The 24,124-nt window shown below is 64.7% G+C and carries 23 protein-coding genes; 7 read left to right on the forward strand and 16 right to left on the reverse strand.

Going from position 1 to position 24,124, the window contains the following annotated elements; all coding sequences use genetic code 11:
- Nucleotides 1-5 precede the first annotated feature (5 nt).
- The 3 genes from rsmG (at nucleotide 6) to AB7531_RS01270 (ending at nucleotide 2,686) form a co-directional block, all read left to right on the forward strand.
- The gene (gene rsmG / locus AB7531_RS01260) at nucleotides 6-776 is read left to right on the forward strand and encodes a 16S rRNA (guanine(527)-N(7))-methyltransferase RsmG (protein WP_063980281.1); all 771 of its coding nucleotides are present in this window, start codon (nucleotides 6-8) and stop codon (nucleotides 774-776) included.
- A gap of 30 nt (nucleotides 777-806) precedes the next feature.
- Entirely contained in the window at nucleotides 807-1,661 is an 855-nt protein-coding gene (locus AB7531_RS01265) for a ParA family protein (protein ID WP_063980282.1), read from the forward strand.
- Nucleotides 1,662-1,798: 137 nt separating this feature from the next.
- A complete protein-coding gene (locus AB7531_RS01270) occupies nucleotides 1,799-2,686 on the forward strand; it encodes a ParB/RepB/Spo0J family partition protein (protein WP_063980283.1) in 888 nt (295 codons plus the stop codon).
- A 265-nt stretch (nucleotides 2,687-2,951) separates the two neighbouring features.
- On the opposite strand, the gene holA is transcribed toward AB7531_RS01270, so the two are convergent.
- The 3 genes from holA to leuS all read right to left on the reverse strand — a co-directional run bounded on the left by holA (nucleotide 2,952) and on the right by leuS (nucleotide 7,273).
- Nucleotides 2,952-3,980 (reverse strand): DNA polymerase III subunit delta, encoded by a 1,029-nt coding sequence (gene holA / locus AB7531_RS01275; RefSeq protein ID WP_063980284.1) that lies wholly within the window; start codon nucleotides 3,978-3,980, stop codon nucleotides 2,952-2,954.
- Between the two features lie 130 nt (nucleotides 3,981-4,110).
- A complete protein-coding gene (gene lptE / locus AB7531_RS01280; RefSeq protein WP_028150179.1) occupies nucleotides 4,111-4,662 on the reverse strand; it encodes an LPS assembly lipoprotein LptE in 552 nt (183 codons plus the stop codon).
- Nucleotides 4,649-7,273 carry a leucine--tRNA ligase gene (gene leuS / locus AB7531_RS01285; RefSeq protein WP_063980285.1) on the reverse strand — a complete coding sequence of 875 codons (2,625 nt, stop codon included), beginning with the start codon at nucleotides 7,271-7,273 and terminating at the stop codon, nucleotides 4,649-4,651. The genes lptE and leuS overlap by 14 nt, the downstream gene beginning before the upstream one ends.
- Before the next feature lie 191 nt (nucleotides 7,274-7,464).
- Between leuS and AB7531_RS01290 the strand changes: the two genes are divergently transcribed.
- Complete coding sequence (locus AB7531_RS01290; protein WP_187387855.1) at nucleotides 7,465-8,511, forward strand: GGDEF domain-containing protein; 1,047 nt, start codon at nucleotides 7,465-7,467, stop codon at nucleotides 8,509-8,511.
- On the opposite strand, the gene AB7531_RS01295 is transcribed toward AB7531_RS01290, so the two are convergent.
- Nucleotides 8,508-10,211 (reverse strand): diguanylate cyclase domain-containing protein, encoded by a 1,704-nt coding sequence (locus AB7531_RS01295; RefSeq protein WP_063980286.1) that lies wholly within the window; start codon nucleotides 10,209-10,211, stop codon nucleotides 8,508-8,510. The two genes, AB7531_RS01290 and AB7531_RS01295, sit on opposite strands and share 4 nt — an antisense overlap.
- A 109-nt stretch (nucleotides 10,212-10,320) precedes the next feature.
- Between AB7531_RS01295 and AB7531_RS01300 the strand changes: the two genes are divergently transcribed.
- Nucleotides 10,321-11,010: a YggS family pyridoxal phosphate-dependent enzyme gene (locus tag AB7531_RS01300; protein ID WP_063980287.1), complete on the forward strand. Its 690-nt coding sequence runs from the start codon at nucleotides 10,321-10,323 to the stop codon at nucleotides 11,008-11,010.
- 182 nt (nucleotides 11,011-11,192) lie between these two features.
- Here AB7531_RS01300 and AB7531_RS01305 read toward each other — a convergent pair whose 3' ends face one another.
- A complete protein-coding gene (locus AB7531_RS01305) occupies nucleotides 11,193-11,978 on the reverse strand; it encodes a 2-keto-4-pentenoate hydratase (protein WP_063980288.1) in 786 nt (261 codons plus the stop codon).
- 6 nt (nucleotides 11,979-11,984) lie between these two features.
- Complete coding sequence (locus AB7531_RS01310; protein WP_063985976.1) at nucleotides 11,985-12,554, reverse strand: L,D-transpeptidase family protein; 570 nt, start codon at nucleotides 12,552-12,554, stop codon at nucleotides 11,985-11,987.
- Between the two features lie 204 nt (nucleotides 12,555-12,758).
- On the opposite strand from AB7531_RS01310, the gene AB7531_RS01315 reads away from it, so the two are divergent.
- Nucleotides 12,759-13,445 (forward strand): response regulator transcription factor, encoded by a 687-nt coding sequence (locus AB7531_RS01315; protein WP_007598630.1) that lies wholly within the window; start codon nucleotides 12,759-12,761, stop codon nucleotides 13,443-13,445.
- Nucleotides 13,446-13,504: 59 nt separating this feature from the next.
- Nucleotides 13,505-13,951: a cyclic nucleotide-binding domain-containing protein gene (locus AB7531_RS01320; RefSeq protein ID WP_063980289.1), complete on the forward strand. Its 447-nt coding sequence runs from the start codon at nucleotides 13,505-13,507 to the stop codon at nucleotides 13,949-13,951.
- Nucleotides 13,952-13,965: 14 nt separating this feature from the next.
- Here the strand turns inward: AB7531_RS01320 and xth are convergent, their stop codons facing one another.
- The 10 genes from xth to AB7531_RS01370 form a co-directional block, all read right to left on the reverse strand.
- On the reverse strand, nucleotides 13,966-14,781 hold the full coding sequence (gene xth, locus AB7531_RS01325) for an exodeoxyribonuclease III (RefSeq protein WP_014490778.1): 816 nt from the start codon (nucleotides 14,779-14,781) through the stop codon (nucleotides 13,966-13,968).
- 202 nt (nucleotides 14,782-14,983) lie between these two features.
- Entirely contained in the window at nucleotides 14,984-15,736 is a 753-nt protein-coding gene (locus tag AB7531_RS01330) for an outer membrane lipoprotein carrier protein LolA (protein ID WP_063980290.1), read from the reverse strand.
- A gap of 150 nt (nucleotides 15,737-15,886) precedes the next feature.
- Nucleotides 15,887-18,367, reverse strand: a complete 2,481-nt coding sequence (locus AB7531_RS01335; protein WP_063980291.1) for a DNA translocase FtsK — start codon at nucleotides 18,365-18,367, stop codon at nucleotides 15,887-15,889.
- 9 nt (nucleotides 18,368-18,376) lie between these two features.
- Nucleotides 18,377-19,591, reverse strand: coding sequence for an aminotransferase class I/II-fold pyridoxal phosphate-dependent enzyme (locus AB7531_RS01340; protein ID WP_063980292.1), 1,215 nt, complete (start codon nucleotides 19,589-19,591; stop codon nucleotides 18,377-18,379).
- Nucleotides 19,592-19,953: 362 nt separating this feature from the next.
- Entirely contained in the window at nucleotides 19,954-20,358 is a 405-nt protein-coding gene (locus AB7531_RS01345; RefSeq protein ID WP_063980293.1) for a GFA family protein, read from the reverse strand.
- A gap of 216 nt (nucleotides 20,359-20,574) precedes the next feature.
- Complete coding sequence (locus tag AB7531_RS01350; RefSeq protein ID WP_063980294.1) at nucleotides 20,575-22,023, reverse strand: ammonium transporter; 1,449 nt, start codon at nucleotides 22,021-22,023, stop codon at nucleotides 20,575-20,577.
- A 37-nt stretch (nucleotides 22,024-22,060) separates the two neighbouring features.
- Nucleotides 22,061-22,399: a P-II family nitrogen regulator gene (locus tag AB7531_RS01355; protein ID WP_008142813.1), complete on the reverse strand. Its 339-nt coding sequence runs from the start codon at nucleotides 22,397-22,399 to the stop codon at nucleotides 22,061-22,063.
- Between the two features lie 392 nt (nucleotides 22,400-22,791).
- The gene (locus AB7531_RS01360; protein WP_038932646.1) at nucleotides 22,792-23,394 is read right to left on the reverse strand and encodes an ATP-dependent Clp protease proteolytic subunit; all 603 of its coding nucleotides are present in this window, start codon (nucleotides 23,392-23,394) and stop codon (nucleotides 22,792-22,794) included.
- A 42-nt stretch (nucleotides 23,395-23,436) separates the two neighbouring features.
- A complete protein-coding gene (locus AB7531_RS01365) occupies nucleotides 23,437-23,793 on the reverse strand; it encodes an SRPBCC family protein (protein ID WP_063980295.1) in 357 nt (118 codons plus the stop codon).
- Nucleotides 23,790-24,104 carry an ArsR/SmtB family transcription factor gene (locus tag AB7531_RS01370; RefSeq protein WP_014490770.1) on the reverse strand — a complete coding sequence of 105 codons (315 nt, stop codon included), beginning with the start codon at nucleotides 24,102-24,104 and terminating at the stop codon, nucleotides 23,790-23,792. Before AB7531_RS01370 ends, AB7531_RS01365 begins: the two co-directional genes overlap by 4 nt.
- Between the last annotated feature and the right edge of the window lie 20 nt (nucleotides 24,105-24,124).

A 24,124-nucleotide genomic window follows, 5' to 3' on the forward strand; every position in this document is an offset into this window, starting at 1 on the left:
TTCACGTGAAACAGCGCGGGCCGGGCGGCAGATCGTCATCAGGGAAACCATCGGCGGGCGAGGGCGCGAGTCGCCGATCCGAGTCGACGCCGATCAAGCCGAAGATCGACAAGGCCAGCGCCAACGATCGGTCGCTGGACGCGATCATCGCCGCGGACAAGCTCGCGGCCCTCAGGCTCGCCCCCGTTTCACGTGAAACCGAGGAACGACTCGATCGCTACATCGCGCTGCTCCGGGAGTGGCAGGCCAAGACCAATCTGGTCGCGCCCTCGACCCTGCCGCAGCTCTGGACCCGGCACATCGCCGACTCGCTCCAGCTCGTCGATCTCGCCCCTTTGGCCAAACGCTGGGCCGACCTCGGTAGCGGCGGCGGCTTCCCCGGAATCGTCCTCGCCTGTGCCATGGCCGGGACGCCTGGCGCCAGCGTCCACCTCGTCGAGCGAATCGCCAAGAAGGCGGCCTTTCTGCGCGAAGCAGTTCGCGTCACCGCATCTCCGGGGCTCGTACATCTCGCGGAGATCGGGGATAATGTGGATAGAATCACCGGCCCCGTGGATTGCGTCACCGCGCGTGCGCTGGCTCCGCTACATCAACTCATCGGCTTTGCGGAGCCGCTGATGCGCCAGGGTGCAAAAGCGCTGTTTCCGAAGGGGCAAGATGTAGAGGCTGAATTGACCGAAGCCGCTAAATATTGGAATATTCAACCGCAGCTTCACCAAAGCCGTACCGGCGACGGTTGGATCGTCGAGCTGACGTCCGTCGAGCAGCGCGGCTGAGGCGTTCAGGGGTCGAGTGGGGAATTTGCGATGAGCGTGATTGACGAACCGCAGCAGCAACAGACCGGCGAAGTCCCGCAGGGCCACCCGCGCATCCTGGCGCTGGCGAATCAGAAGGGCGGCGTGGGAAAAACAACCACGGCGATCAATCTTGGCACGGCACTCGCTGCGATCGGCGAGCGCGTCCTGATCGTCGATCTCGATCCGCAGGGCAACGCCTCGACCGGCCTCGGCATCGATCGCCGCAACCGCTCCTGCTCGACCTATGACGTGTTGATCGGCGAATCGAGCTTGCGCGAGGCGGTGGTCTCGACCGCGGTGCCGCGGCTGCACATCGCACCCTCGACCATGGATCTCTCCGGCCTCGAGCTCGAGCTCGGCACCACGCCCGGCCGCGCGTTCAAGCTGCGCGACGCCATCGGCGCGCTCAACAACAACGTCTCGCCGGACGCCGATTACACCTATGTGCTGATCGACTGCCCGCCCTCGCTCAACCTGCTCACGGTGAATGCGATGGCGGCCTCCGATGCGATCCTGGTGCCGCTCCAGTGCGAGTTCTTCGCGCTCGAGGGTCTGTCGCAATTGCTGCAGACGGTGGAGCAGGTGCGCTCGACGCTCAATCCGAACCTGTCGATCCACGGCATCGTGCTGACCATGTTCGACTCGCGCAACAACCTCTCGAACCAAGTCGTCGCCGACGTCCGTCAGTTCATGGGCGAGAAGGTCTACAAGACCATGATCCCGCGCAATGTGCGCATCTCGGAGGCGCCGTCCTACGGAAAGCCGGTCCTGGTCTACGATCTCAAATGCGTCGGCAGCGAAGCGTATCTGCGGCTCGCCACGGAAGTGATCCAGCGCGAGCGCGAGCTGCGCACCACGCATTGACGCTGCCGTAGGGTGGGCAAAGGCGTCTTCGCCGTGCCCACCATCTTCTGCACACAACTGGTGGGCACGCTTCGCTTTGCCCACCCTACGATAATTCAGTTCTGGAGTGTTGCACCGTGAATCCAAGGGAGCTGGCGATGGCCGACGAAGCGCGTTCGCGACTGGGCCGGGGTCTTGCGAGTCTGATCGGTGATGTCGGCGGCGAGGCTCAGCATGTCGATCGTCCGCGCGCGCAGCGCAAGGTGCCGATCGAATTCATCAAGCCCAATCCGCGCAACCCGCGCCGCGCCTTTTCGGAAACAGAGCTCAAGGAGCTCTCTGATTCGATCAGACAGCACGGCGTGATCCAGCCGATCGTCGTGCGTCCGGTGAAGGGCGCGCAGGATCGCTTCGAGATCATCGCCGGCGAACGGCGCTGGCGCGCGTCGCAGATGGCCGGCCTGCACGAGGTGCCGATCGTGCCGGTCGACATCAGCGACAGCGATGCGCTGGAGTTCGCGATCGTCGAGAACGTGCAGCGCGAAGACCTCAACCCGATGGAAGAGGCGCTCGGCTATCACGCGCTCGCCAACGAGTTCAAACGCAGCCAGGACGACATCGCAAAGGTCGTTGGCAAGAGCCGCAGCCACATCGCCAACATGATGCGGCTGACGAAACTGCCGGCCGAAGTGCAGGCCTTGATCACGAGCGGCGAGCTGACCGCCGGCCACGCCCGCGCGCTGATCGGCGTGCCCGATCCGCTCGCATCAGCCAGGCGCATCGTCGCGGAAGGCCTTAACGTCCGCCAGGCCGAGGCGCTCGCGCATGAAGAGGGTGTGCCGGAGCGCAAGCCGCAGAAGGCGCGCAGCACCGGCGGTAAGGAAAAGGACCCTGATACGGTCGATCTCGAAAGGCGCGTCAGCGATGCGCTCGGCCTCAAGGTCACGGTCAATCACCGCGACCCCGGCGGCTCCGTCCAGATCAACTACCGCAACCTCGATCAGCTCGACGAGGTGATGAGGCGGCTGGCGAAGGGCGCGCTGTAGACGTCATTCACAGTCTGTCTCCCTCACCCTGAGGAGCCGCAAAGCGGCGTCTCGAAGGGCGAGGGCCCGGGCCTTCATCCTTCGAGACGCGCGCAAGGCGCGCTCCTCAGGATGAGGAGTAGGCGCTTCGTTCCGTCTTTGCGGGCGCATCTGTTTCCACATCGTCATTGCGAGCGAAGCGAAGCAATCCAGATTCTTTCCGCGGAGGGACTCTGGATTGCTTCGTCGCTTGCGCTCCTCGCAATGACGTGGAGAGAGCGGTGCCTCAGCTGCGCCGCTTCGCATTCACGGCGATGGCCATCAACGTGCGCTGGGCGATGGCGGCGGCTAGCGTCGATTGCTTGCGGGTGTCGAGCGCGGCGGTCGCGAGCTGCTCGATGATTGCGGCGAGCCGCGCCACGCTGAAATTGCGCAGCGCCGTTTCCACCGCCGGCTTTCGCGAAAAATGCAGGCGCGGATAGCCGCCCTCGAGCACCGCGGAGGCAGGCTGGCCGTCGGCGATCGCGAGCGCAGATTTGTGCAGCCACGCGGCCTGGCGCTGCGCGGCGGAGATGATCACGCCGGGATAGGTGCCGGCGATCATGGCCTTTGCAAATTCGGTCTCGACGATGTCGGGCCGGCCGGCGAAGGCGCCGTCGACGATGGGATCGAGTTTCAGCTCGGACGCATCGGCAACGACGGACATCACATCATCCAGCGTGATCTCGCCTTTGCCATGCGCATAGAGCGTCAGCTTGCGCAGCTCATTGCGCGAGGCCTGGCGGTCGCCGCCGAGGAATGACATCAGCGCCGCGCGGGCATCCTGCGCGATGCGCAGATTGGCGATGCGGAGCTCGTCGTCCATCAGCTTGGCAAGGTCGCGCTCGGTGTCGGGATAGCAGCCGATCGCCACGGCCGTCTTGGCGCGCTCGCAGGCTTTGCGCAGCGGCGATTCCGGGCGCAGCTCGCCGGCCTCGATCACGATGCGGCAATCCTTCACGCCCATCTCCGCCAGCGTATCGATGCCGCTGGCAAAGCTGCGCGAGCCGGCGCGGACGCGGATGGCGCGGCGGCCGCCGAACAACGGCACCGTCATGGCCTCATCGACGAGCCGCGACGGCTCGGCGGAGAGTTCGTCGCCGTCGAGCTTGACGAGGGAGAAGGGATCGTTGGGGTCGTCGACGGCCGAGGCTATCAGTGCATCGGCGCGCTCGCGCACGAGGCCGGCATCGGGACCGTAGAGCAGGATGATCGGTCGGCCCCCGTCGGGACGGGCGAGGAAGGCGTCGATCTCTTTTCCGCGCAGCGCGACCATCGGACCTGACTGTCATTCCAGGGCGCACGAAGCGCGAACTACGGCGCGCAATTGCGCGCCTGAGAATCTCGATCAATAATCTCTGGATTCCGGATCCGCCCTGCGGGCGCTCCGGAATGACGGGGATGACTTAAGTGCCGGCGATGAAGAACGAGGCGAGGCGCGTGTTGATGTTCTCGGCGATCTCGTTGGCGGCACGATCCTCGGCATCGCGAAGGGCCCGGTTGCGGGCAAAGCGCTGGTAGGAGCCGGGCATGTCATAGGACACGCGCGCGAACGTCGTGCCGGTCATGACCGACTTGCCGCTGACGACCTCGATCAAATTGTACTGGGCGTCGATGCCGTAGTTTTCACTGTTCGGCAGGCCGGTATTGGGATCGACGATCAGCGACGTTTTGCTGCTCGCGAAGCGAATTTCCAGGCGATGGGTCGGCGGCATGCCGGTGGCCGTGCCGTAGAGCTTGAAGGCCAAGGCGTTGCGGACCTCGACGCCGACACGGGCCTCGCGGGAGGCATTGGCCTTGTTGATCGGCGGAAGGTCGACCCCCATCAGCTTTTCGCGCAGGCCGGGTGTCCCGTCGCCACGCTCGGCGTACATCGGCTGGAAGCAGCCAGCCGTCAGGGCCGCCAATGCGGCGACCGCCAGCAAGCGGGCTGCGATGCGGATCCTAGCCGACAACATTCACGATCCTCTTGGGGACGATGATCACCTTGCGGACGGGCTTGCCGTCCAAGGCCAGTTTTACCGCATCGAGTGCCAAAACGGCAGCCTCGATTTCCGGATTCTGGGCCGCTGTTGCAACTGTGACCTCACCCCGCTTCTTGCCATTGACCTGGACCACCAGGGTCACGGCGTCTTCAACCAGCAAATCGCGTTCGATTTGGGGCCAATCGGCCTCGGAAACCAGCCCGCTATTGCCCAGAACCTGCCAACACTCCTCGGCCAGATGCGGCATCATCGGGGAGAACAGCTGGACCAGGATCTGGCTGGCCTCCCGGACCGCCCAGGCGAGGTCAGCTGTGGGCTGGCCGGGGCGCTGGAGCACCTCCGAAAACGCATTGGCGAATTCGCGGATATGGGCAAGGCAGACATTGAAGTGCAGCCGCTCGATGCCGGTGGTGACCTTGTCCAGCGCGCCATGGGCGGCCTTGCGCAAGGCGGTCGCATCCGGGCCGAACGAGCCCGGACGATCTGCCGGCGCGGCCTGGCCGAGCTCCACTGCATCGTTCACCAGCCGCCACAGCCGCTGCACGAAGCGCGAGGCACCCTGGACGCGCTCGTCGCTCCAGATCACGTCGCGGTCGGGCGGGGAGTCCGACAGCATGAACCAGCGGGCGACATCGGCGCCGTAGGTCTCGATGATGTCGTCGGGGTCGACCGTGTTCTTCTTCGACTTCGACATCTTCTCGATCGGACCGATCTGGATGTCTTCGCCTGACGTCAGCAGCGTCGCGCGCCGGCCGTTGCCGCCGACCTCGATCTTCACCTCGGCCGGCTGCACATAGGTGCCGTCGGCCTTCTGGTAGGTCTCGTGCACCACCATGCCCTGGGTGAACATGCCGGCGAACGGCTCGTCCAGCGCAATGTGCCCGGTCGCCTTCATCGCGCGGGTGAAGAAGCGGCTGTAGAGCAGATGCAGGATCGCGTGCTCGACGCCGCCGATATACTGGTCGACCGGCAGCATCCGGTTGGCGACGGCTGGCGTCGTCGGCGCGTTCTCGTTCCAGGGATCGGTGAACCGCGCAAAATACCAGGACGAATCCACGAAGGTGTCCATGGTGTCGGTTTCACGCTGGGCCTTGCCGCCGCATTTGGGGCAGGTGACGTGCTTCCAGGTCGGGTGATGATCGAGCGCGTTGCCCGGTCTGTCGAAGGTCGCGTCATCAGGCAGCGTCACCGGCAGGTCGGCGTCCGGCACCGGCACCACATCGCACTTCGGACAGTGGATGACCGGAATCGGGCAGCCCCAATAGCGCTGGCGCGAAATGCCCCAGTCGCGCAGGCGGAAATTGACCTGACGCTCGCCGACCGGCGCATTGCCGCGCAGTTCGCCTTCCAGCCGCTTTGCGACCTCGTCCTTGGCCTGCTCGATGGTCATGCCGTCGAGGAAGCGCGAATTGATCATGCGGCCGTCACCGTCATAGGCGGTGTCGGTGATGACGAACGTCTTCGGGTCCTGACCCTCGGGGCACACCACCGGAATGTTGCCGAGATTGTACTTGTTGACGAAGTCGAGGTCGCGCTGGTCGTGCGCGGGGCAGCCGAAGATCGCGCCGGTGCCGTATTCCATCAGCACGAAGTTCGCGACATAGACCGGCAGCTTCCAGCTCGGGTCGAACGGGTGCACCGCGCGGATGCCGGTGTCAAAACCCTGCTTTTCCGCGGTGTCGATGATCTCTTGCGCGGTGCCGATCTTCTTGATGTCGGCGATGAACTGGGCAAGCTTCGGGTTCTTCGCGGCTGCTGCTTGAGCCAGCGGATGATCCGACGAGATCGCCATGAATTTGGCGCCGAACAGGGTGTCCGGGCGCGTCGTAAAGATCTTCAGCTCGCTCTCGCCGGCGGGCGTCGTCGCCTGATCCAGCGCGAAGCGGACCAGCAGGCCCTCGGAGCGGCCGATCCAGTTGCGCTGCATCAGCCGCACCTTGTCGGGCCAGCGGTCGAGCCCATCCAGCGCGGACAGCAGTTCCTGCGAGTACTTCGTGATCTTGAAGACCCACTGGCTCATTTCCCGTTGTTCGACAACGGCACCCGAGCGCCAGCCGCGGCCGTCGATCACCTGCTCGTTGGCGAGCACGGTCATGTCGACCGGATCCCAGTTGAGCTTGCGCTTCTCACGCTCGGCCAGGCCGGCGGCGAGCATGTCCAAAAACATCTTCTGCTGATGCTTGTAGTAGCTGGGGTCGCAGGTCGCGAATTCGCGCGACCAGTCCAGCGACAGCCCGATCGAGCGGAGCTGCTTCTTCATCGCGGCGATGTTGTCGTAGGTCCAGGCCTTCGGCGCGACCTTGCGCTCGATGGCGGCGTTCTCGGCCGGAAGGCCGAAGGCGTCCCAGCCCATCGGGTGCAGCACGTTGAACCCCTTGGCGCGCATGAAGCGGGCCAGCACGTCGCCGAGCGTGTAATTGCGGACATGGCCGATATGGATGCGCCCGGACGGGTAGGGGAACATCTCCAGCACGTAGTATTTGGGCCGCGAATCGTCGTTCTTGGAGACGAAGATCGCCTGCTGGTCCCAGGCGGCTTGCCAGCGCGGTTCGGCGTCGCGGGCGTTGTAGCGTTCGGAGGTCATGGAATCGTTGGGTTTTCGTGGATTCGGCCGTCTAAAGACGGCGGACTAGGCCATAGAAGTCCTTAGGGGGTCAATGGGTTGCCGCTGGCGGCGGCCCCCCGCAAGGCTGCTCCGCTAAAGTACGGACGGCCCATTGGGATCGGATTAAGGGGTCGGTGCGAGGTTGGCCGCCGACAGCACCCCGCCAGGCGATGGAATCAGGCTTCGACGATCTCGATTACGACTATGCCGCGTCCGTCGCCGGACGGGCGGTGCGGAGCATGGCCGAGCAGCGGATTCCGCCGACGCCGACCAATTTTGCCGTCTGGTTCCACTATTTCGCAGGCAGTCATGACGACCTGCGCAATGCCATCGATCTCCTGATCGACCACAACCGTCCCTTCGACGCCAGGACCAACCAGGATCTGTTCGAGACCTATGTCGCGCCCCGGGCGGGCGCCGTCGCCTCCGAGACGTCCGATCGGCTGCATGCCCTCATGGGGGCGGCGAAGGAGTTTCTGGCGACGGCCATGGCCGACAATCGTTCCCAGATGCAGGCGATCAGCGAAGTCGCTGATCAGGGCAGGGCCGGCGTCGATCCGAAGGCGCTGGTCGCCCAGCTCATGAATGAGTTGGCCCGGGCCGCCACGAGGGCGACCCGGCTCGAGGCCGGCTTTGCGGAAAAGACCCGCGAGCTCGACGTGATCCGCGACTCGCTCTCCAAGTCCGAAGAGCGCGCCCGGACCGATACGCTGACGGGGCTGGCAAACCGGCGGGCGCTCGATGAATTCCTGCGCAAGGCACAGACGACCGCGGATTGGGGCGAGCCGCTCGGCGTGCTGATGCTCGACATCGACCACTTCAAGACCTTCAACGACAATTTCGGCCATGGCGTCGGCGACCAGGTGCTGCGCCTGATTGCGAAAGTGCTGCGCGAAAAAGTTCGCGAGCAGGATCTGTCGGCCCGCTATGGCGGCGAGGAGCTGATTGCCGTGCTGCCGGATGCCGATCTCGCCACTTGCGCCGAGATCGCCGAGCGTATCAGGCGCGCGATCGCCGAATGCACGATCACGCGCCGCTCGACCGGCGAGACCCTGCCCGGCATCAGCGTGTCGATCGGCGTAGCGCAGTATCGTGCGGGCGAGGCGATCACCGATCTGATCGAGCGTTGCGACCGCGCGCTCTATCTCGCCAAGGGCGGCGGCCGCAATCGCGTAGTGACGGAGGTCGAGCTCGATCGCGCCGCGGCTGCGGGCTAGGCGCTCGCCGCCAGCATCATGGCGGCCGCGCTGTTCTCGATCACCTGGATGCCGTGCTCCATGACATTGTTGCGGCCGCGGTGTTTTGCGGCGTAGAGCGCGGCGTCGGCGGCTTCGATGAGATCGCCGGGGCGCAGCGTCTCGTTCGGCTTCGTTGCGGCAACGCCGATCGAGACGGTGACGATCATGTGGGCGGAGGTGATGTGCGGCAGGCACAGCTTCAGCACGGCCGCGCGCACCTGCTCGCCGATCTCGACGGCGCGGTTCACATCGGTGTTCGGCAGCAGCAGGCAGAACTCCTCGCCGCCATAGCGGGCCGCAAAGCCCATCGTGTCGGCGGCGATGCCGGACAAGGATTCGCCGAGCCGGGTCAGGCAGGAATCGCCTTCGAGATGGCCGTAGGTGTCGTTGAACAGCTTGAAGTGGTCGACGTCGATCATCAGGAGCGCAAGCTCGCTGTCATACTGCTGCGCGCGCATCCATTCGAAGTCGAGCCGGCTCTGGAAGCCGCGGCGATTGGCCAGCCCCGACAGCATGTCGATCGAGGCCATCACGGTCAGGCGGTCGTTGCTCGCGATCAGCTCGCGCTCGCGCTGGCTGAGCTGCGCGGCCATCGCGTTGAAGGCGCGGGCCAGCGGCACGAACTCGGCCGGCAGACGGTTGCGCGCGGCGCGGGCCGAGAGGTCGCCTTCGCCGAGGCGCTTGGCCATGTCGGCCAGCATCTCGATCGGCTTGATCACGAGCTTCTCGGCGGCGATCAGCGCGCCGAGTAGGACGAACAGGACGACGAACGCGAGCTGGAGATAGGCGGTGCGGATGTCGCGGCTGACCGCCGCGGACACCTTGTCCTCGTCGATGCTGGCAATCAGGCGGGCGTTGGTGCCGGCGATGCGGATATAGCTCACCGCGCGGCGGGAGCCGTCAGCGGCGAGGAAAGAGAGTGAGCCCTCGTCCTGGTCCGAACGCAGCGCCCTGTCGGCGATCGCCGACATCAGCGGCATGTTGTCGAGCGGACGGCCGATTGCGCTGTGCTGATCAGCCGGCGCGGCGAGCACGGTGCCGGCGCTGTCGACCAGCACGGCGGTGATGCCGGCGCGGCCGCCGAGATTGCTCATGACCTTCGACATCCAGTCGAGGTTGACGGTGGCGAGCACGACGGCATCCGCCACGCCGCTGAAGGCCGACACCGGATAAACCGCCATGACGGTCGGCGACGGCACAGGCCGCGACAGGATGAAGTCGCTCAGCACGAAGCGGCCGGTTTCCTGCGCCTGCTGGAAGTATGGCCGGTCGCTGAGGTCGAGGCCGACATACATGTTGTTGGTGGCGCACTGGATGCGTCCGTCCTGGCCGGCGATCAACAGCGTGCGGATCCAGGGAAGGTTCGACGGCAGGCTCGCGCGCAGCACGTCGCAGCTCTTGCTGATGCCGCCGGCGGAGGCGCGGATGAAGGCTTCAGATTTCAGGATGGTTTCGACCGACGAGATCACTTCGCGCTGCGCATCGGCGCTGTGTCTTGCAACGGTGGTGAATTCGGTCGCGGCCTGCGCGATCTGCCGCGCGCGCGTGTCCTCGAGCGAACGGATGCGCTCGAACATCAAAGGCGTCACCAGAATCACCGCGAGCAACGCAAGCCGTGCCCGGATTCCGAGAACCTGCTTGAGTTTCACTCGTTTGCGGTTGAAACTGACGTTTGCCATCTTCGCTGCCCACCCCATCGGCCAAGGTAAAGCGAAGGGTTCAAAAACTCTTTCTTGAACTCGGTAAAATTAGAACTAGCTCCGCAACAATCCAGTCCGAACCGACGTCATGACCGAAACCAACGCCGCGCCGGTAACCGGCCATTCACCAAACGCGCTCGCCGCGGTCGAAGCCGAAATTGCCCGCGCCTGCAAGGAAGCGCGGCGCAGTCGCGCCTCCGTGACGCTGATCGCGGTGTCCAAGACGTTCGCCGCGGATGCAATTATCCCGGTCATCGACGGCGGACAGCGCGTATTCGGCGAAAATCGGGTGCAGGAGGCCAAAGGCAAGTGGCCGGCGTTAACGTCCGCTTATTCCGGCATCGCGCTGCATCTGATCGGGCCGCTGCAGTCCAACAAGGCGAAGGAGGCGGTGGCGCTGTTCGATGCCATCCATTCGGTTGACCGCCCGAGCATTTGCCAGGCGTTAGCCAAGGAAATCGAATCCCAGAACAGGCACCCGGAGCTGTTCGTCCAGATCAACATCGGCGAGGAGCCGCAGAAGGCCGGCATCGCTCCCGGCGAGGCCGATGCCTTCATCGCGAGCTGCCGCGACAGCTATGGGCTGACGATCTCCGGCCTGATGTGCATCCCGCCGGTCGACGAGCCGCCGGCGGCGCATTTCGCGCTGACCGCCAAGATCGCGGCGCGCAATGGCTTGAAGAATCTCTCGATGGGCATGAGCGCGGACTTCGCCACCGCGATCATGCTCGGCGCCACCCATGTGCGCGTTGGGAGCGCGATCTTCGGGCACCGGTAGTTGCTGTCGTCCCTGCCTAGTGCGCAATTGCGCACGGGGCGCAGGGACCCATACCGCGTGATCTCTGATTGGTGGGTGGTCTTCGTACCGGCGAAAGTGAGGTAACTGCCAGTCTTCGCCAAACTTCTCCCTGGGGTTATGGGTCCCTGCGTCCGCAGGGACGACGGCGGTGTGTGCGGTGGTTACGCAAACCCCACCGACACCTGCCCCAGCACACCAAAATCCACCGCGAAATGATCGCCGGCCTGGATCGGCAGCGGCGGATGGCACGTGCCTGTCGTCACCACCTCCCCTGCCCGCAAGGTGATGCCGAGCCCGCGCAGCTCGTTGGCAAGCCAGGCCAAGGCAACACGGGGATCGCCGAGCACGTTCTTGCCGTGGCCGAGATAGCGCTGGCCGCGCAGCGTGATCTGCGGCCGCTCCTCGACGAGATCCATGGCGCGCCAGTTCGCAGTCGTCGCGGCGCCCAGCACGAACAGATGCGCGCAGGCATTGTCGGCGATGAGCTGTGCCTCGCCGGCGCCGGCGAAATCGCCAAAGCGCGAGTCGGGAATCTCGATCGCGGGATGCAAGGTGTCGACGGCGGCGAGCACGTCGTCGACACTGTACGGCGTCGCGCGCGGCGGCAGATCGCGGCCCATGCGGAAGGCGAACTCCGGCTCGCCGACGCGCATCTCGTTGCCCTTCATCGACGCCGTGCCGCCGTCGGCGATCACGGTGTCGCTCATGATGCGGCCGGCCAGCGGTCCCGCGACGTTGATGTGCTTTTGTCCGGCCTCGCTTGTCGCCGCGATCTTCCAACCGAACAGTGTTCCAAGTGATTGGTTTTCGAGGGCGGCCTGGATGGCATAGCCATCAGCGCGGCTCTGCGGCCGCAACCGCGGCTCCAGCGCGTCAAACTTGGTGCCGTCGCGCCAATGTTTGACCAGGACCTGCGATGCGGCGGCGATCTGATCCTTGTCGAGCATGTGCCCTCACCCGATGATGATTCTGGTTCTTGGTCCCAGGCGCCGCAGCAATTGCAGCATCGCCGCTTTGGTCATCGAGACGCAGCCTGCGGTCGGCCCGAAATTGTCGCGCGCCAGATGCAAAAACACCGCACTGCCGCGGCCGGCGACGCGCGGTCTGGTGTTGTGGTCGATTTCGATGATGAAGTCATAGAGATGGTCGGTCCGCTTGAGACGGTCACCGCCCTGCTCCGGTCCGAGCCGGATCGCCTGATTGTAGTGGCGATCTCCGGCGTCCTCGCACCAGGCGTCCGTGTCGCCGATGGTCCGGGCCGGAAGAAAGGTCCGCGGACGGCTGTGACGGTCGCCCCGCCACCACAATTGCCTGGGACGGAAGCTGCCCCGCGGGGTGCCGCCATCGCCCTCGCGCTTGTTTGCCAGGATTCCGCCCCGCCCCAGCGCCACCGGGATCGTCAGCGCGCCGGCCGTCAGCCAGCCACGGCGCGGATTCCCGGCAGCAGGTTTAACGCGGATCGCTTGAAGCGGTCCGGAGCTTCGATTCTTTGGGTAACTAGCTGAATCCGCTTTGCTTTTCATGTGAACGTGCGATGTCGAATTCATTACAGGACATTCATCAAAACGGCCTGAGATTTTGAGTTAGAGTGCTTCTGGCTTGTGAATCGGTAACAGCCCACTACTTCAACACGAACAACAATAATAACGGCGACCCCCCTAACTTTCCCTCGCGGCTGGGTGCAGCATGCATGCGCGCCGAGCCGGACTCCAAAAGGATGACCCCCTATGGCCAATGCCCGCAAGATCCTCATCGTGGATGACGATACCGATCTGCGCGATACGTTGGTGGAGCAATTATCGCTGCACGAAGAATTTGAGGCCTCCGCCGTCGATACCGGGGCCAAGGGCGCGAGCGCCGCGAAGGCCAATGCCCCCGATCTCGTCCTGATGGATGTCGGCCTGCCCGACACCGATGGCCGCGAGGTGGTTCGTTCCTTGCGCAAGGGCGGCTTCAAGGCCCCGATCATCATGCTCACCGGGCATGACACCGATTCCGACACGATTTTGGGGCTGGAATCCGGCGCCAACGACTACGTCGCAAAACCCTTCCGTTTCGCCGTGCTGCTGGCCCGCATCCGCGCCCAGCTCCGCCAGCACGAGGCGAGCGAGGACGCGGTGTTCTCGGTCGGCCCCTACTCCTTCCGCCCGGGCTCGAAGATGCTGACCGCGGCCAATGCCCGCAAGGTCCGGCTCACCGAGAAGGAAACCGCCATCCTCCGCTTCCTCTACCGGGCCGGCCAGATGCCGGTCTCGCGCGAGACCCTGCTCCAGGAGGTCTGGGGCTATAATTCCGGCGTCACCACCCACACGCTGGAAACGCACATCTACCGCCTCCGCCAGAAGATCGAGAAGGACGCCGCCAATCCGGAGATCCTGGTCACGGAAGCCGGTGGCTACAAGCTGGTGCCGTGATACGCTTTAGGGGCGTGCGAATCGTTTTAGATCGCATGCCCTTTGAGCCCCGGACCTGAATGTCAATCGACGACGACGTAGCGCTTCTCGAGCGTGTCCCGACACTGCGCTTGTTGGGAGACGCGTCGTTGCGCATGCTGGCGATCGGCTCCGAGCAGCGTAATTTCGTTCGCGGCGACGTCCTCTTCAATCTCGGCGACGACGCCGATGCCGGATACGTGGTTCAACGCGGCGCCTTTCGGGTCGACGACGGCGCCGGCGCGGAGATGATCGCAGGTCCCGGTGCGCTGATCGGCGAGCTCGCGCTGGTGGTGCCGATGAAGCGGCCATCGAGCGCGGTCGCGCTGGAGCACGCCTCCGTCATCCGCGTCGCGCGCAGCCTGTTTCAACGTGTGCTCGAGAGTGACCCCGCGGCTGCGGTGCGCCTGCGTGACGAATTCGCGGTGCGCTCCAGCCAGATCGCGAGCGATATCCTGATGGCGGGCGCGAAGCTGACGTCGTCGTAGCCCGGACGGCGCCGCTACACCTCCAGCGTCACCGTCACCGGCACGTGGTCCGACGGGCGCTCCCAGCTCCGCGCGTCGCGCAGGATCTTGAAATCGCTGACCGCGTCCTTCAATGCGCGCGAGACCCAGATGTGGTCGAGCCTGCGGCCGCGATCACCGACGGTCCAGTCCGCGGAACGATAGCTCCACCACGTATAGACCTTCTCCGACATCGGAAAACGCTCGCGCGCGACGTCGACCCACTCACCGGCTGCCAGCGCGGCTTGCAACTTCTCTGTCTCCACAGGTGTATGCGAAACCACTTTCAGAAGCTGCTTGTGCGACCAGACGTCGTTCTCGTGCGGCGCGACGTTGAGATCGCCGACCAGGATGTGGCGATCCTCCCCGCGCGGATGCAGCGGCTCGCAGGCCTTCATCTCGTCGAGGAAGCGAAGCTTGTGGTCGAATTTCTCGTTCAGCGCGGGATCGGGAATGTCGCCGCCGGCGGGCACGTAGAAATTATGCAGCACCAGCGGCTTTGCGATGCTGGCCTTCTCGCCGAACGAGACCGAGATGTGGCGCGAATCCACCTTGTCGCAGAAGGTGCGGATGTCTTTCGATTCGAACGGGATCTTCGAGACGATGGCGACGCCGTGATAACCCTTCTGCCCGTTCAGCGCGACATGCTCATAGCCGAGCCGCTTGAAACGCTTCAGGGGAAAGGCATCGTCGATGCACTTGGTCTCCTGGAGGCACAGCACGTCCGGCCGCGCGCTCTTGAGAAACTTCGCGACCAAGTCGATGCGCAGCCGCACCGAGTTGATGTTCCAGGTTGTCAGGGAAAGACGCATGAGGCCTGCGTCTTAGCAAGCTCTCGTAGGGTGGGCAAAGGCGCAAAGCGCCGTGCCCACGTCTTTTCGGGGGTGGGTGCAAGGTTCGTTGCGAGCCCTCGTAGGGTGGGCAAAGCGAAGCGTGCCCACCAATGCCTGCCGCAAGGAGAGATGGTGGGCACGGCGCTAATGCGCCTTTGCCCACCCTACGGCAGTAGAGCTTTCAACCCGGCGATGGGCCGTAATTGGTGAAATCGATCTTGAACATGGCAGGATCAAGCTTCTTGCCCGCATCGAGATTGTAGACCGCGATCGTGGTGTCGTAGCCCTGCGGGTCGGTGACGGTCCACTGCTTCAACTGGCCGTCCTTGGCGCCGAACATCAGCAGGAGGCGGCTGGTGCCGACCAGCGCCTGCTTCTCCTCGATCGTGACGCTGACGAAGACGTCGTCGGCCGAGACGTTGACGACGTTGGTGTCCTTCATCAGGTCGATGCGATCGGACAGCAGGAAGCGCAGCGGCGTCTGCGACAGCGGATAGACGTCCTGGGTCGCGAGCTTGCGGTCGCGCACCACCAGCGAGGATCCGTCGGCGACGATGTCGATCGGGCTCGGCGCGTCATATTCGAAGCGCACCTTGCCGGGCTTCTGGATGTAGAAGTCGCCCTGCGTCTTGCTGCCGTCGGGGCCGACCTGGACGAAATTTCCAACCAGCGTCGACAACGAGGACAGATAGGCGCTGACCTTGGCCGCCTGCGCCTTCTGGTTGGCGTCAAACGTCTGGAAGATGCTGGTCGGCACGTTGCGGCGCGGATCCGGGATGACCGGGTTCGGCGGCGTCTGGGTCGCGCCGGTGACGGCGGGCCCACCGGCCGAACCGCCATCGCGGCCCTTCGGCGCGGGCTTCGGCACAGGCACGGTCTGCGCGAACGACGCCGCGGTCACCATCGCGGCGGTGACGAGAAGCACACCGGCCATGCGCGCGCTTCGCGCAGCGATGGTGGCAGCGAATCGAATGTCCGGATGTCTGATCAACGCGTCGTCCTGTGTGGCTGGGCGCCCTTTTAGCGTGATTTCGCTACTGCAGATATCGATTTTGCGTGAAATTATGTTCAGAGGCGGCTCGCCTCACATATGGCTATCTTCTTCCTCGACCAGAATCTCGCGCTTTCCGGCGTGGTTGGCGGGTCCGACGATGCCCTCGAGTTCCATGCGCTCCATCAGCGAAGCGGCGCGGTTATAGCCGATCTGGAGCCGGCGCTGGATGTAGCTGGTCGAGGCCTTGCGGTCGCGTTTGACGATGGCCACGGCCTGTTGGAAGAGATCGCCGCCGCCATCCGCTCCCATGCCGCTGGCGTCGAACACGGCGCCACCGTCCTCGTCCTCGGTCGGCTCTTCGGCCGTGACGGCCTCGAGGTATTCGGGCTGGCCCTGCGTCTTGAGGTGACGCACCACCTTCTCGACTTCCTCGTCCGACGCGAAAGGTCCGTGCACGCGGCTGATGCGGCCGCCGCCCGCCATGTAGAGCATGTCGCCCTGCCCGAGCAGCTGCTCGGCGCCCATCTCGCCCAAAATGGTGCGGCTGTCGATCTTGGACGTCACCTGGAAGGCGATGCGGGTCGGGAAGTTCGCTTTGATGGTGCCGGTGATGACGTCGACCGACGGACGCTGCGTCGCGAGGATCACGTGCAGGCCGGCGGCGCGCGCCATCTGCGCGAGGCGCTGCACCGCCCCTTCGATGTCCTTGCCGGCGACCATCATCAGGTCGGCCATTTCGTCGACGATGATGACGATGTAGGGCAGCGGGTCGAGCGAGAGCTTCTCTTCCTCGTAGATCGCCTTGCCGGTTTCCTTGTCGAAGCCGGTGTGCACCGTGCGCGTCGGTTCCTCGCCCTTGGCCTTCAATTCGAGCAGGCGCGTATTGTAGCCGTCGATGTTGCGCACACCGAGCTTGGCCATGTTCTTGTAGCGCTCTTCCATCTCGCGCACGGCCCATTTCAGCGCGACCACCGCCTTCTTCGGGTCGGTCACAACAGGCGTGAGCAGATGGGGAATGCCGTCATAGACGGAGAGTTCGAGCATTTTCGGATCGACCATGATCAGGCGGCACTGGTCCGGGCGCAGCCGGTAGACCAGGCTGAGGATCATGGTGTTGATGGCGACCGACTTGCCGGAGCCGGTGGTGCCGGCGATCAGCATGTGCGGCGTGCGCGCGAGGTCGATGATCACGGGGTCGCCGCCGATGGTCTTGCCGAGGCAGAGCGGCAGCTTCGCAACCGAATCGACAGTCTCCTTGGCGACCAGCAGCTCGCGCAGATAGACCTTTTCGCGATGCGCATTCGGTAGCTCGATGCCGATGGCGTTACGGCCGGGCACGACGGCGACGCGTGCCGACAGCGCGCTCATCGAACGGGCGATATCGTCGGCGAGACCGATCACGCGCGATGACTTGATGCCGGGCGCCGGCTCCAGCTCGTACAGTGTGACCACGGGACCCGGATTGGCTTTCACGATCTCGCCGCGCACGCCGAAATCCTGCAGCACGCCTTCGAGCGAACGCGAATTGGCTTCCAGCTCAGCCTTGCTGAGCGGCTGGCGATCGCCCGCCTTGGGCGCGGCCAGCACGGACACGGACGGAAGCTCGAACTTGTCGGAGGATTTCTTGGAGGCGGCCTTTGGTGCAGCCTTCTTGCGCGGCGCGCGCGCGGCCGGCTCCTCCTCTTCCTCCTCCTCGTCTTCCTCTTCTTCGTGCTCGTCCTCGTCAATTTCGTCTTCGGACTGCGGCGAGATCGACGGCGCGGCGCGGCCGCCGCCGAGATTCGGCTCCTGGCGGCTGAACGCAACGGCTTTGGTCTTCGGTCCGCTCGAGACCAGCGAGCGGTAAGCGGTGCCGAGCAGCCAGATCAGCCGCGCCTTCGTGCTCATCAATGCGTGGAACAGCCACCCCAGCGACACCGAGCCGCGATCGCTCTCCTCGTCTTCGTCGAGCGGCTTGTCGTCGTCCTCGATCTCCGCGAACTCGTCGTCATGCGCGCGCGCGCCGAGGCCGCAGGCGATCAGGAAGGTCGCGCCGATCGCGGCGAACAGGATCGTGCCCAGCACCATGCGATAGATCGTGCCCGCCGGTCCGAAAATCACCGCGGGCGCGCGCACCAGCGCATCGCCGACCACGCCGCCGAGGCCGGTCGGCAGCGGCCAGGCGCCGCCATGCGGCCAGCAGCTGGCAAAGCCCGCAGCGATCACGGTGCAGAGAGTCCAGGAACCGAGCCGCAGCGCCTCGCGGTCGAACGGGCGATGGGTCATCATGCGCCAGCCCCAGACCGCGACCGTCAGGACCAGCATAATCGCGCCGAGCCCGAGGATCTGCATCGCAAGGTCGGCGCCGATCGCGCCGGCATAGCCGAGAATGTTGCGGATCGGCCGTGAGGTCGCGTGGCTGAGGCTTGGATCCTGCACCGACCAGGTCATCAGCGCGGCCGAGGCGACGCCGGACAATGCAATCAGGCCGAAACCGGTGAGCTCGCGCATACGCCGCGCCAGCCCCTCGCGGATCGACGGTGGCAGATGGCCGACCAGTGGAATGACACGTTCGATTGCCGACATGCTCATGGGCCCCGCCTAACCCAGAGTCTCGACCAGGCGGTGCAGCGCCTGCGCCGTGGTCTCGCCATCCTGCACCAGCGCAAGGCGAATGAAACCTGCGCCCGGATTGAAGCCGTCGGGCTGGAGCCGCGCCAGATAGCTGCCGGGCACCACGCGTACGCCTGCTTCCTTGAAGAGCCTGAGCGTGATCGACACGTCGTCGCCGAGCGCGGACGTGTTGAGCCAGACGCAGAAGCCTGCGTCAGGTCGGCGATAGCCGTAACGATCGCCGATGATCTGGTCGGCGAGATCGAACTTGATCCGGTAGAGCCTGCGGTTCTCCTCGACATGCGCCTCGTCGCCATAGGCAACGGTCGCGACATGCTGGAGCGGCACCGGCACCTGCGGCGCCGCGATGTTGCGCAGCTCGAGGAACATGCCGATGAATCGCTTGTCGCCGGCGGCGAAACCGACGCGCAGGCCCGGCAGGTTGGAGCGCTTCGACAGCGACTGGAACGCAACCACGCGGGTGAAATCAGGGCCGGCGCATTCGAGCGCGCTGCCCGGGGCCTCGCGGGTGTAGATCTCGGAATAGCACTCGTCGCTGAGGATCACGAAGCCGTAGCGGTCGGCGAGCTGCTTCAACCGCCTGAAATAGTCGGGTTTGGCGACCGAGCCCTGCGGATTGGCGGGCGAGGCCAGATAGAACGCCACCGTGCGCGCCAGCGTCGCTTCGTCGATGGCATCGAGATCGGGCAGAAAGCCGTTTTCGACGGTGGTCGGCAGGTAGACCGGCTCGCAGGCCGCGGCGCGGGCGCCGGCGCCATAGACCGGATAGAACGGGTTCGGCATCAGGATGGCGGGCTTGCCGGGGCGCGGGCCGACATAGCGCGCGGCCGCGATCGCGGCGAGGAACAGCCCCTCGCGGCTGCCATTGAGGACGAGAATCTCGTTCTCGGGGTCGAGCGGCCGCGGCAGCTTGAAGCGCGACGACAGCCAGGCGCCCGCTGCCGTGCGGAACGGGTCGGTGCCCTTGTTCGCGGGGTAACGGCCGAAATCGGCGATGTGCTTGGCCAGCACCGGGCCGACGAAGTCAGGCACGGGATGCTGGGGCTCGCCGACTGCAAGCGTAATCAATGGCTTACCCGGCTGATGGGGTGCCAGCAGCTCGTTCAGCCGGACGAAGGGCGAGCGTTCGCTATCGGAGCTTCCACTGTCCTGCGGCGCACGGGATGAAGCGGTTATAGCCATTCTGGACGCCAGCACTCTTGGAACAGCCGGTCGCACCAAGGCGCCGGCGGGAAGCGGTTCACTTCACCATAGATAGGGCGAGGTTAAGACGCGATTAACCATCGGCTTTCCGCGCCATCAAGAGTCATTTCCGTGACCTGGATTTGAGGTCCGGTCCGTCCGGAGCGGGAATAATGAGGCCGGATAGAGCGGACGCATGGCGGGCCCGGGTCCCGTCATGGCCGGGCCTGTCCCGGCCATCCCCCGGCCCATTCTACCGTACCCAAGAACGTTCATGCCCGGGCCTTCGCCTCGCCGAAGCGGGCTTCGGCCGCGCAGGCGGGGCAAGCCCGGGCATGGCGAGTTTCCGGATATGGGCGCGCCTAGTGCCCCGGCAGCTTCTCGAATGTCTTCATGCCCACCGGGATCGCGTGGAACTCCTGCATGTCGCAGGTGTAGATCGCCATCTGCGGATGGAACTGCGCGGGCTCGTCTAAGGTGCCGACCTTCAGGATCGCCGCCGGCAGGCCCGGAACCTTGGTCACCAGATGGGTGCCGCATTCGGCGCAGAATTCGCGCGTGACGGCGCGTTCGAGGTCCTTGCGCGTGAATTGCTTGGGCTGCCCGGTGATGTAGCTGAAGCCGGCCGCCGGCATCGCGATGAAGGTGTTGGGCGCGCCGCCCGAGATGTACTGGCACTCGCGGCAATGACACTGGGCCTGCATCATCGGATCACCTTCGGCCACGTAGCGCACTTCGCCGCAATAGCATCCGCCTTCCAAACGCATGACGACCTCCCGGTTTGTTTTTCGTTGTGGTCGATATTTCTGCGCCGGCAATCTGAAATGGCAATCGCTTTCTTTGTCGCGCAGGACAAAAGAAGGCAAAAAGAAAGGGGCTCCAGCTTGCGCTGGAGCCCCTCAACGGTCGGGACATTGCCGGGTATGTGCCCCAAACCGTAGTTGTGGGCACGGCCCCCGCGGAGGCCGCGCCCGGGAGGAGAGTTACATGTTGTAGGCGCGCTCGGTGTGCTCGGTGATATCGAGGCCTTCACGCTCGGTCTCGACATTGGCGCGGAGGCCAACGATCACATCGACGACCTTGTAGAGGATCGCCGAACCGATGCCCGACCACACCAGCGTGGTGCAGACGCCCCAGAGCTGGGAGACCATCTGCGCCGCGAAGTCGTAATCGGCAACCTTCGGCGGGATCGCGGTGTAGTCGATGATGCCCGCACCACCCAGCGCCGGATTGACGAGGATGCCGGTGCCGAGGGCGCCGACGATGCCGCCGACGCAGTGCACGCCGAACACATCGAGGCTGTCGTCGTAGCCGAGCGCGTTCTTCACGACGGTGCAGAAGAACAGGCAGACCACGCCGACCACGAGGCCGAGGACGATCGCACCCATCACGCCGGCGAAGCCGGCGGCAGGCGTGACGGCCACGAGGCCCGCGACAGCGCCGGAGATGACGCCGAGCACCGACGGGTGACCCTTCACGATCCACTCCGCGAACATCCACGACAGCGCGGCGGCCGCGGTGGCGACGAAGGAGTTGGTCATGGCGAGGGCTGCGCCGCCGTTGGCTTCGAGGTTGGAGCCGGCGTTGAAGCCGAACCAGCCGACCCAGAGCAGCGAGGCGCCGATCATCGACATGGTCAGCGAGTGCGGAGCCATCAGCTCCTTGCCGTAGCCGACGCGCTTGCCGATCAGCAGAGCGCCGACGAGACCTGCGATGCCGGCGTTGATGTGCACCACGGTGCCGCCAGCGAAGTCGATCGCGCCCTTCTTGAAGATCCAGCCGGCGTCGGCGTTGATCTCGTCGAGCTTGGCCTGCGCCGCGGTCTTCGCAGCCGCATCAGTGGCAGCAGCGAGTGCCTTGGCAGCGTCCTGGATCATGTCCGGGCCGGGCCAGTACCAGACCATGTGCGCGATCGGGAAGTAGATCAGCGTGACCCAGAGCGGGATGAAGAGCGCGATTGCCGCGAACTTCATGCGCTCGGCGAAGGCGCCGACGATGAGGGCCGGCGTGATCGCCGCGAAGGTCATCTGGAAGCACATATAGATGAGCTCCGAGATGTTGGCGTCGACCGAGAAGGTCGCGGCCTTCGAGTCGGTGGTGACGCCCATCATGAAGGCCTTGGAGAAGCCGCCGATGAAGTCGGAGCCGCCGGTGAAGGTGAGGCTGTAGCCGTACACGGCCCAGATTACCGTGACGACGCAGACGGTGTAGAACACCTGCATCAGCACGGAGAGCATGTTCTTGGAACGGACAAGACCGCCGTAGAACAGCGCGAGGCCGGGGATCGTCATCAACAGCACGAGCACTGTCGATGTCAGCATCCAGGCGTTGTCTCCCTTGTTGACCGTTGGCTCGGCATAGGCCGCGGTCGCAGCGAACATGCCGACTGCGAGAGCCGCCAATCCCGCGCCATAGGGACGCTTAAACGTCATTTTATTCACTCCTGATTGGTAAAGGTTGAGCGCGAAATCAAAGGGCCGCGGCATCGGCCTCGCCGGTGCGGATGCGAACCGCATGGTCGAGGTTGATGACGAAGATCTTGCCGTCGCCGATCTGCCCGGTTTTCGCGGCGGACGTGATGGCGTCGATGGTCTTGTCGACCTGGTCGGAGGCGACAGCGACCTCGATCTTGATCTTGGGCAGGAAGCTCACGGCGTATTCGGCACCGCGATAGATTTCCGTATGGCCTTTCTGGCGGCCATATCCCTTGACTTCCGTCACCGTGAGACCGTGAACGCCGATGGCGGTCAGGGCGTCACGGACTTCTTCCAGCTTGAATGGCTTGATAATCGCCATAACAATTTTCATGGGTCCTATCCCCGCTTGGCCCGGTCCGGACGTGGCCGGGCGTTTCTCGACTGGTTCGCCACGAGGGAGAAGTTCACTACGCGGGCACAGCCAGCACCCTTAGAATCAAATGCCGTGCCAGATCGGGCGCGTTGCCTAACGGACTATGAAAACGGGTGTTTTCGCGTTTGACGCGTGCTGCGGTGCAGTGCGCTAATACGTCGCGCTCAAAACGTGGTCACGCCTGATCAAAAAGCGGGCACGACAGGCTGTCGACACAATTGCTGCTCACGTGTCGGGCAGCAAGAAGGTATTTTATTACAGAAGGGGCCCGACAAAGGGCCCCGCCGCCCTGCGAAATATCGAACCGGCCCTCGGCGTGCTCACGGGATGCGCGCAACCGGCCTGAATCGTCAGGCGGCCTCGCGCTCCGCAAAGACCCGGTCGATCAATCCCCACTCGACCCCCTGCTGCGCGGTCATGAAGTGGTCGCGGTCCAGGGTCCGTTCCACCTCCGCCTCGGTGCGCCCGCAATGCTGCGCGTAGAGCCGGGTGATGCGCCGCTTGGTCTCCTGCATTTCGTTGGCATGGATCAGGATGTCGGACGCCTGGCCCTGGAAGCCGCCGAGCGGCTGATGCACGTGAAGGCTCGCATTGGGCAGCGCGGCGCGGTGACCTGGCTCGCCGGCCATCAGCAGGAACGAGCCCATCGAGCGCGCGGTGCCCATGCACAGCGTATGAACCGGCGCCTTGATGAACTGCATGGTGTCGTACATGGCGAGACCAGAGGTGACCACGCCGCCATAGGAGTTGATGTAGAGATTGATCGGCCTGTTCGGATTCTCCGCCTCCAGGAACAACAATTGCGCGCACACCAGTCCGGACATCGCATCATTGACCTCGCCGTTGAGGAAGATGATGCGCTCGCGCAGGAGCCGCGAATAGATGTCGAAGGATCGCTCGCCGCGGGCGGATTGCTCGACAACCATAGGGACGAGCTGAAGCATGTCGCGCATTGGCGACCTCCATGTTTGCAGGTGACGAAGTCTTGTTGGTGTTTAAGCCGCCGCGCGCATCAGGCAGCAATTGCTGTTGGCCGGCTGCGGCAGCTTTGTTCGCTCTTCGCAGGCTTGCTGGATGATGCGGAAGCGCGTGCCGCCGTCCTCGTTCGGCTCGATCCGGAAGATGACGTGGCTCTCGCGAAACGGCGGCTCTGAATCGCGAAGCCGGTAGCGCACCTCTTCGCCTGCGATCGTTGATTCAGGCTCGGCGCCTGCAAGGTCGCAATCCGGCAACCAGCGCTCGCGCAAGGCCGGAATGGTGACGGCGCGCCAGACCTTTGCTGGCGGCGCGTCGAATTCATATTCGAGCACCAGTTTTGCGTCGGAGGGATCAGGTTTCGCTGCGTCGCTCATTGATCCATGTCCTTGAGGAGATCGGCGAGTGCTTCCATGCGCTTCGGCCAGTAGGCACGGTAGCGCGCAAGCCATGTGCCGATGGCCACGATTCCGTCCGGGTCGACTTCGTAGTTCACGAAGCGGCCCTGCCGCTGTTCGCGTACGAGGCCTGCCGCGCGCAGCACCGAAAGATGCTGCGACATCGCCGGCTGGCTGATCTCCAAACCGTCGCGCAAAGCGCTGGCATTCAGGCTTCCGCCGGCGAGCTTCTCAAAGACCTTTCGGCGCGTCGGGTCGGCCAGTGCCTTGAAGATGTCGGCTTCGATCATGCCAATACATAAGCATGTGC

The organism is Bradyrhizobium sp. 63_E2_N1_3 (assembly GCF_052076005.1).
In the GTDB taxonomy this organism is placed as follows: Bacteria; Pseudomonadota; Alphaproteobacteria; order Rhizobiales; family Xanthobacteraceae; genus Bradyrhizobium; species Bradyrhizobium barranii.